The following is an 8,043-nucleotide window of genomic DNA, read 5'->3' as shown; positions in this document are numbered from 1 at the left end:
GTGGAGAGCTTTGTTGTAAACTAATCTTACACAGCCCAATGTGCGCCGCAATAGCGACTCTTGTGTTGGTGTGGGGTAAAATCGAAACGAATAGGCTTTTTCCATGTCTCACATTTTAGCATATATTTCGTAAACGATGCTCATATTTAACAGTAAAGCCGTCGTAGAACGACGGGGTTTCAGACCCAAATTTTCGATGAGGGGAACCCTGGGGCGAATTACTTGGGCCCTTTAAAAGCCCCGTCCCATCGCGCTAAGCGCGAGGGATGAATGCTGACACTAAGTTAAAAGTGAAAAGTGGCGGCGAGAAAGGGTCCGTTAAAGTTTTGCGTAAAACCGAACGCGTTATCGCCACTACCGTTTTTATACTCGATCCCGTAGAAACGATAGGCGAATTGCAGGGAAATTTGGCGATTCACCCAGCAATCGACTCCAAACAGGAGGTTCCAGCTTAGATCTGTATCGCCGGCCAGCCCGAAACCGGAAGCGTCTCCCCGAATCCATAAAGTGATCGGATCGGACACCTGTACCCCAAATTTACCGCCGAGGAGCGGTTCAAACCAAGTTCTCCCCTGACTGAAGGTTTGTTGGAAAGTTTGGCTGAAGTTGACGAGGGGACTGGATAGTTGTACGGTAAGCGTTTGCTCGATATCGATACTAATACTATTGAGACGAAGGCCCGCATAGGGCTGGAACCAAATTAAGGGAAAAGAGCGATTAGAGGGTTTTTCGGGCAGTTCGTGGCTGATCGGAGCGCCGATATGGTAACTGACGGCGAAATCGTAGATGCCCTGATCGAATTGTAGGTTTGTTTCCGAATCCGCTTCGAGTTGCTGTAATTGGCGATTGTCGGCGAATTCTTGTACCTGTTGCATTGTTTGTTCTAGTTGTTCGAGCGATTCTCGGGCGTTCTGAATTTCTTGTTCGAGTCGTTGCAGGGGTTCGCTATCTTTTAACCCCCGTAACTCTTGGAGTTTCGCTTGCAGTTGTTGCAGGGGTTCGCTATCTTTTAACTGCTGTAGCTCCTGAACTTTTGCTTGCAATTGTTGGAGGATTTCGCTATCTTTAGTCTGCCGCAACTCCTCAATCTTCCCTTGTAGTTGTTGTAGGGGTTCCCTATCTTTTAGCTCCCGTAACTCTTGAATCTTCGCTTGCAGTTGTTGCAGGGGTTCGCTATCTTTTAACCCCCGCAATTCTTGAATTTTTTCCTGCCCTCTAGCCAGTGCTTCCTGTATTTGCGAGAGCTTTTCTTGAAAATCCTTTAAATTTCCTAGCCGATCGCTAAAGGCAGGATCGCGGGGTAATTCTGCTATTTTCTGCTCTAAATCCCGGAGATCTCGAATATCGATATTATCCCGAATCTCACCTATATCCACGTCGGGGAGAGTCTGAATTTTTACGACCATTTCTTGTAAAGTATTCTGGCGTTCGGCCAATTGTCCTTGAAGGCTGTCAAGAGCCTGTTTAAATTCGTTTAAGCGCTCGGCTTTTCGCTCGACCTCTTGCTGCACCTCCTGTCGAATTTCTGCGAGGGTCGTCTTCAGTTCCTGCGCCTGCTCGATTTTCGGAACGATCTCTTGCTGAAAACGTTGCCGAGCGTTATTGATCGCCGTTTCCAGTTCCTGTAACTGTTCCTCCCGAAGGGCGACTTCCTGCCGTATCTGATTGCGCACTTCTTCGGCCGCCGCTGGTAATTGGCTTAATTGTTCGGTTTTTAGGGCGATATCCTGTCGTAACGCTCGAATTTTGTCTCCTGCCTCTTGAAAGCTCCCCTCTTCTTTTAATCCTTGTATCCGATCGACCGACTGGGAAATGCCTTCGAGTCCATTGATCGCTTTTTGAATTCTCTGGCTGGCATCCCGACTCAGCAACCAATTCAAGGAGTCGATAAAATTCGGCTGTCGAACCCTTGTCTTCTGCCGGTCGATCACGTTTCTCAAGCTGGCGTAATAACCGTCGAAAATCAAACCGAAACGACCGTTCCAGGCTTCCACGCGCGCGCTACCCGTCACCCGGAGCGATTGTAACACTTCGCCGAGATCGAGATGATAGCTGACGGTACGTCCCCGGGCCGTTGCGGTTCCGTAGGTACTGATCGGAATGGTCGCGTAGGGCTGAAATTTAATCTGCCAACCTCGATCCTCTTGGCCCTGGGGAGCGGAATTTTCCGGTGCGATCGGGGTCGCAGCCGGGGTGGGTTCTGTGAGGGGAGAGGCTGGCAAAACGGGCGCTCCTACTCCCGCCAGATCCTTGGCACAGGCACTGTCGGGTAATTCCTCGGTTCGGGTTTCCCCCTCGAATACCAAGGGGGCGACCCTATTGGTCAAGGGGGTAAAACCCTCGCAGAAGGAAGGGGCAACGGTCACGGGAGCGATCGCTTTCCCGTCATCTATCGCTTCGGCAAGAACACTGGGGACGGGAAACGATAAACCGAACAAAGTCCAGATCAGCAGGCGGCATGGCGAGAATCCCATAATTTTTCACTCCTCACTATTAAAAAAACGATCTAGCGGTAGCAGCCGACAACGGTTACCGTATAGGTCTTGCCGAAATGGTTGACACCACCGATAAAAAGATTGACTTGATAGGGTTCATCGTTGGGTTCCGGTGTGGCGGTAATAGTCAGGGGTTTACCCGAGCCGATCCGTACATCTTGTTGGTTAAAAAACTGTCCCGTGGTTTGATCGCTGTACTTGAGGTACATCTGGATATCGAAGGAACCACCCTCATCCGAGGATATAGTGGCCACGAATTTTTGCCAGCTGCGATCGCTCGGAACCGCCCAATCGGTATTCCAGTTATTGCGAGTGATATCGACACCGAACACACTGGGAACGGTCGGTTGAGAAACGGTCTTGGTTACTTGGTTTCCTTGACCACCGATCAAAGGTATCGGGACGCAGGTTTCTGAGGCACTAAGGGGCCAATTTAAGGCAAGGGCAAGCGATAAAGTGCCGAGCCAAGTAGGACGAAAAAGCATGAGCAAAACCTCGATAAATTAATCTGGGAGATTTTGATTCTAGATTATTGAGTATCTCTGAATATACTATCTAGGGTAGATAGTATATTAAAGTTGTTTTTATGTCAAGACCTTAACTATTAATAAAAAACAATAAATATATGATACTAAATCCAGTTATTAAAGACTGATTGTTTATTCCCCCTTTTGCCTCTTGCCTTTTGCCTATCCTGATATGTAGCCTATACTCAACGGATTTAGTATGAATTTAATCAGGGGAATTGATAGATCTTAAGATGAAAATAATCAGCTGGTTTTTTTGACCAGAATAAATTGCTAATTAACGCCAGTTCGGTTTAAGGGAATTTTGCCATAGCTTCCACGAAAGAATAGGAGTTTCAGGCTACGGTAACATCAGGGTTTTAGCTTATCCCGAACTCAGGTTAATTATGGTTCTTCGGTTTGTGCTATGCAATGTCCTTCTCTATAAGGGATGAAACCCTTATAGAGAAGGACATTGATGCGATTTTTGTCAATTGTTTTTGTCTAGAACGAACTAATCAATAGAACTCTTGCCAGATAAGGATTTAGTCGATTTATGCCCCCCTATTGAACCATACCAAGTAACGAAGAACCAGAAAATGATACAAATATACATTGATTAGACAAAAAAAGCTATAAGTAAAAGAAAAGTCAATCTTCCTCAGCCCCATGACGAGAAAAGAACGGCCCCACTCGTGGTTCTCAAGAAAACCCTTGACCTGGCAACAATCGCGGACTATGTGGCGCGATTTATGGTTAGAAGCGTCCCTCGATTTTCCCTATCTAGCTTTGATTGTCAGTTCTTGTGCGATCGCTACCTTTGGCTTAGTCGCCAATAGTGCGGCAGTGATTATTGGGGCGATGATTATTGCCCCTTTGATGTTGCCGATTCGTAGTCTGGCTTTTGGTGGTTTAATTGGCAGTTGGCGATTAATTCGTAAGTCGGCCTTGGCGATTTTAGTTGGTACGATCATCGCTTTAGCGATAGCTTGGTTGCTAGGATTATTGATCGGAATTTCCGAATTTGGTAGTGAAATTCAGGCCCGTTCTCAACCGAATCTTTTAGATTTAGGAGTAGCAATTACGGCGGGGGCAATCAGTGGTTATGCCAAAATAGAACCGAAAATTTCAGGTACTTTAGCGGGAACAGCGATCGCCGTGGCTTTAATGCCGCCAGTTTGTACGATTGGTTTAGGATTATCCCAAGGGAATTGGGTCCTAAGTTTGGGGGCAACTCTGTTATATATTACCAATTTATTAGGCATTGCTCTCTCCTGTTTGTTGGTCTTTTTGCTGGCAGGTTATTCTAATTTTCATCGGGCGCGTAACGCTCTAATTTTGACTTCTATCCTGACAGCAGTTTTGCTAATTCCGTTAGGAATAAGTTTTGCAACTCTGGCCAATCAAGCTCGCTTAGAAAGGTTGCTCAAAAAAGCTTTATTACAACGAACGATTACTTTTCAACGGGCAGAATTATTGGAATCTTCGATTAATTGGCTCAAGCAACCTCCCCGGGTGAGATTAGTAGTAAGAACTGCGGAAAGTATTACCCCCAGACAGGTAGAATTGTTGGAAGAATTCATTACTAAGGAAATGGGGCGACCTTTTCAATTAAATGTCTTGGTTTCTAAGGTTAATGAAGTCACTGCCCCAGAATAAAGTCGAGAAAATTAGCTCAAGTAATGACAAAAAAGGATTAATTCGCTATCTTAATGTTTGATATTTAATCTATAGGTAGGGTTCAGGTGAGTGGCGGCAATCGACCAGAAAGCACGGCTTATGTGCGGATAATTAAGCAATCTTGGCAAACGGGGAAATTAGAGGGAGAAGTGCGGACGGAACAATATCAATGGCGTTTTCAATGGCATTTTCTTCAAGGCAAGTTATCAGTACAACCTTCCCTAGGTAGGGCTTTGATTTTTGAACCCTTGAATCGGTTTTTAGAACGCTACGATTATCAATTAGAACCGGGAGGAGATTATGAATTTACAGTGCGCTCAAAATTTTGACACTCCCGTTGCCTAAAGGCGTGGGGATTCTTGGTTCACCGAGATCACTTGCTTAGACAGAATCGCTTCTGAAAAAGTAGAGGTATTCTCTCCCCAAGCGTTTATCGGATCTAGCCCGAGAGTTCCCGTATGCCCTACGGTACTTAACCCTTTTTTAAGGATATTGATAGCGGCGTTTTCATCCCTGTCCAAAACACACCCACATTTACACTGATGGGTTCTAGTCGATAAAGATTTTTTAACAATTTCACCACAGTTTGAACAGTTTTGGCTAGTATAGTTCGGTGGGACAGCAATCGTTATCTTGCCGAATTTAACTCCAAAATATTCTATCCATTCTCGAAACTGATACCACGCCGCATCATTGATCGATTTAGCTAAACAATGATTCTTGACTAAGTTCTTAATTCTTAAATCGACCTGGGCTATCACATCGTTAGAGCGAACTACGCACCTTGCTAACTTTACAGCAAAGTCTTTACGTTGCCTACTTATTTTAAGATGAGCCTTAGCCAATCTTTGTCTAGCTTTTTGACGATTTTTACTTCCCTTTTTCTTGTTAGATAACTGTCTTTGAAGCCGCTTTAATTTTTTCTCGGACTTTCTTAAGAATTTAGGATTGTCAACTTTATTACCCTCGTGGTCAGTATAGAAAGAAGCTAACCCCACATCTAAGCCGATACACTTACCTGATGGTTTAACATCTTCTTTAACATCACAAGAAAGAACAAATTGGCAATAATAACCATCGGCTCTACGAACTAATCTCACCCGTTTAATGTCAGACTGTTGAAAGTATCCTAAGTCCCAAGTCCCTTTTAGCTTAAGTGTTCCAATCTCCTTTTTATCGCTGAAATGAATGGTTTTAGGGTTAAGAAGCTTCCATCCTGTTGTTTTATACTCAACGGAACGGGAAAACTTCTTAAACTGAGGATAGCCTTTCTTTTCTGCTACCTTCTTTTTACAATTATCAAAGAAACGGGAAATAGAAGACCATGCTCTTTCAGCCGATGCTTGCCTTGCTTGGGAATTTAACTCACCAGCAAATTTAAAGTCGTGCGCTAACACCCGACAATAAGCCGATAGGTCCTATTTATCCACACCCTTGTTATCCATCCAACACCTTAGGCATTTATTACGGATGAATTGAGCGGTGCGAATAGCATCGTCTATAGCTTGATATTGTTTTGTTTTAGCCTCAACTTTAAATTCTAGAACAAACATTTACGCTAGGCTTGACAGGATAAACTTAGTTTAGCACACTTAAGACTAAATTGACAACCTATCATTGAAAAACCGCCCGGTCGTGCGGGGAACCTTAAACCCAAATTTTCGGTAAATATGGGGGATTGAATTACAGCTTTTCTCCTGAGGATGAAGTTTAACCTAATTTGGCATCATCTCCCGATGACAGATTCCCTCAAAGGAAAACTTCGTACCTCATCATTAAGATAACCGCCTATTAATCAAGAGAAATTGACGGTTTATGGACAACCCGGCCGAGATACTAGATTTTTACAGGAAGTTTTTTGATTTAAATCCTGCCGGTTAGGCTAAAATTCGGCCATAGCAAAGCGTTATATTAACGATAAGAATTTTTAGGAACAAGGGAAATGACGCAAGGACAGAAGGTTTCAGTGGGTATTGTCGGCGCTTCGGGATATGGTGGCGTACAGTTGGTACGTTTGCTCAAAGAACATCCCCTTGTCGAATTAGTCTATCTGGGGGGCGATAGTAGTGCGGGGAAACCCTACAGTGATTTATATCCCCATCTCGGTCATAGTATTAATCTTAATGTGGAGGCGATCGATTTAGAGACAATTGCTTCCCGTTGTCAAGTGGTTTTCTTGGGTTTACCCAATGGTTTAGCCTGTGATTTAGCCCCTCCTTTGCTCGCTAAAGGGTGTAAAGTCTTGGATCTGTCGGCAGATTATCGTTTTACTAGCCTAGACACCTATAGTAAATGGTATGGCAAGGAACGTCAGGATCAAGCGATCGCATCTACGGCTGTGTACGGTTTACCGGAACTTTATCGGGAAGATATTAAAAATGCCTCTTTGATCGGTTGCCCCGGATGTTATCCTACTGCTAGTTTAATGGCGATTTCTCCCCTGTTAAAACAGGGTTTAATTGTCCCGGAAACCACGATTATTGATGCCAAATCGGGAACTTCGGGGGGAGGAAGACAAGCTAAGATTAATATGTTATTGGCAGAAGCAGATAGTTCGATCGGGGCCTATAATGTAGCGGGAAAACACCGTCATACTCCTGAAATCGAGCAGATTTGCGGTGATTTAGCCGGTCATGAGGTGCGCGTTCAGTTCACTCCCCATTTAATGCCCATGGTCCGGGGTATCCTGTCCACAGTCTATGCAACTTTGCGGGATCCCAATCTGGTGCGGGATGATTTAATCACTATCTACAATGCTTTTTATCGCGCTTCTCCCTTTGTCAAAATCCTACCGGGGGGAGTCTATCCACAAACTAAATGGGCCTGTGGTACTAATTTATGTTATCTCGGTATTGAAGTGGATCCGAGAACCGATCGAGTAATAGTGATGTCAGCGATCGATAATTTAGTTAAGGGACAATCGGGACAAGCGGTACAATGTCTCAATCTCATGATGGGTTGGGAAGAATCCCTTGCTTTGCCGCAAATGTGTTTTTATCCTTAAAAATTTCTGGATGCGTTTAACCGAGTACATCTCATTTTTGTAAATCTACTGAGTTGGGATTTTTAAAGGGAAACTATCTGCTAAAATTGGTCATTACTTCCGATTTTATCACTCAATCCAAGCCTTTGGGGGGTTCTACCCCCCAAACCCCGGAGCGCATTAGTTTTTCGGTGGGATGCTTACACGCAGCTGCTGATACATTTGTAATTATCGAAAATTTGGCTCTTCGTTACCCTTTATGCTAAATCAACAGACAAGATGCCAAGACAACATACTTCTAACCCAAAAATTCCGAAAGTTTCTAAAGCCATAGGCTCTCCGTTTTATTAGTTTAAGTTTATTGTTGATTCCCTCGACC

8 protein-coding genes and 1 pseudogene are annotated in these 8,043 nt (G+C 44.3%); 4 read left to right on the top strand and 5 right to left on the bottom strand.

What is annotated here, in order from left to right; genetic code table 11:
- From O9300_RS12080 to O9300_RS12070, 3 genes are all read right to left on the bottom strand, one after another.
- On the bottom strand, positions 1-105 hold a 105-nt coding region (locus tag O9300_RS12080; RefSeq protein ID WP_272013563.1), incomplete at its 3' end, for a helix-turn-helix domain-containing protein.
- A gap of 179 nt (positions 106-284) precedes the next feature.
- Positions 285-2,474: a chromosome partitioning protein ParA gene (locus tag O9300_RS12075; RefSeq protein ID WP_287971854.1), complete on the bottom strand. Its 2,190-nt coding sequence runs from the start codon at positions 2,472-2,474 to the stop codon at positions 285-287.
- Between the two features lie 32 nt (positions 2,475-2,506).
- Positions 2,507-2,980 carry a hypothetical protein gene (locus O9300_RS12070; protein ID WP_287971852.1) on the bottom strand — a complete coding sequence of 158 codons (474 nt, stop codon included), beginning with the start codon at positions 2,978-2,980 and terminating at the stop codon, positions 2,507-2,509.
- Between the two features lie 690 nt (positions 2,981-3,670).
- On the opposite strand from O9300_RS12070, the gene O9300_RS12065 reads away from it, so the two are divergent.
- Entirely contained in the window at positions 3,671-4,660 is a 990-nt protein-coding gene (locus tag O9300_RS12065) for a DUF389 domain-containing protein (protein ID WP_002798368.1), read from the top strand.
- A gap of 86 nt (positions 4,661-4,746) precedes the next feature.
- The gene (locus O9300_RS12060; RefSeq protein ID WP_079209709.1) at positions 4,747-5,010 is read left to right on the top strand and encodes a DUF3146 family protein; all 264 of its coding nucleotides are present in this window, start codon (positions 4,747-4,749) and stop codon (positions 5,008-5,010) included.
- A 12-nt stretch (positions 5,011-5,022) separates the two neighbouring features.
- Here O9300_RS12060 and O9300_RS12055 read toward each other — a convergent pair.
- Positions 5,023-6,234: pseudogene (locus O9300_RS12055) on the bottom strand (RNA-guided endonuclease InsQ/TnpB family protein).
- 389 nt (positions 6,235-6,623) lie between these two features.
- On the opposite strand from O9300_RS12055, the gene argC reads away from it, so the two are divergent.
- Positions 6,624-7,685 carry an N-acetyl-gamma-glutamyl-phosphate reductase gene (gene argC / locus O9300_RS12050; RefSeq protein ID WP_287971849.1) on the top strand — a complete coding sequence of 354 codons (1,062 nt, stop codon included), beginning with the start codon at positions 6,624-6,626 and terminating at the stop codon, positions 7,683-7,685.
- A 53-nt stretch (positions 7,686-7,738) separates the two neighbouring features.
- On the top strand, positions 7,739-7,930 hold the full coding sequence (locus tag O9300_RS12045) for a hypothetical protein (protein ID WP_287971847.1): 192 nt from the start codon (positions 7,739-7,741) through the stop codon (positions 7,928-7,930).
- Between the two features lies 1 nt (position 7,931).
- Here the strand turns inward: O9300_RS12045 and O9300_RS12040 are convergent.
- Positions 7,932-8,043 (bottom strand): transposase (locus O9300_RS12040; RefSeq protein WP_185237766.1); only part of this gene is annotated, 112 nt, incomplete at its 5' end.

It is taken from the genome of Microcystis sp. LE19-195.1E, from assembly GCF_027532095.1.
GTDB classification, from domain to species: domain Bacteria; phylum Cyanobacteriota; class Cyanobacteriia; order Cyanobacteriales; family Microcystaceae; genus Microcystis; species Microcystis aeruginosa.
This window is presented reverse-complemented; position numbering and strand designations above follow the sequence as displayed.

Bases quoted from the DNA above. Each gene is read 5' to 3' on its own strand.
- O9300_RS12075 (WP_287971854.1), bottom strand. From the start codon at position 2,474: ATGGGATTCTCGCCATGCCGCCTGCTGATCTGGACTTTGTTCGGTTTA.
- O9300_RS12070 (WP_287971852.1), bottom strand. From the start codon at position 2,980: ATGCTTTTTCGTCCTACTTGGCTCGGCACTTTATCGCTTGCCCTTGCC.
- O9300_RS12065 (WP_002798368.1), top strand. From the start codon at position 3,671: ATGACGAGAAAAGAACGGCCCCACTCGTGGTTCTCAAGAAAACCCTTG.
- argC (WP_287971849.1), top strand. From the start codon at position 6,624: ATGACGCAAGGACAGAAGGTTTCAGTGGGTATTGTCGGCGCTTCGGGA.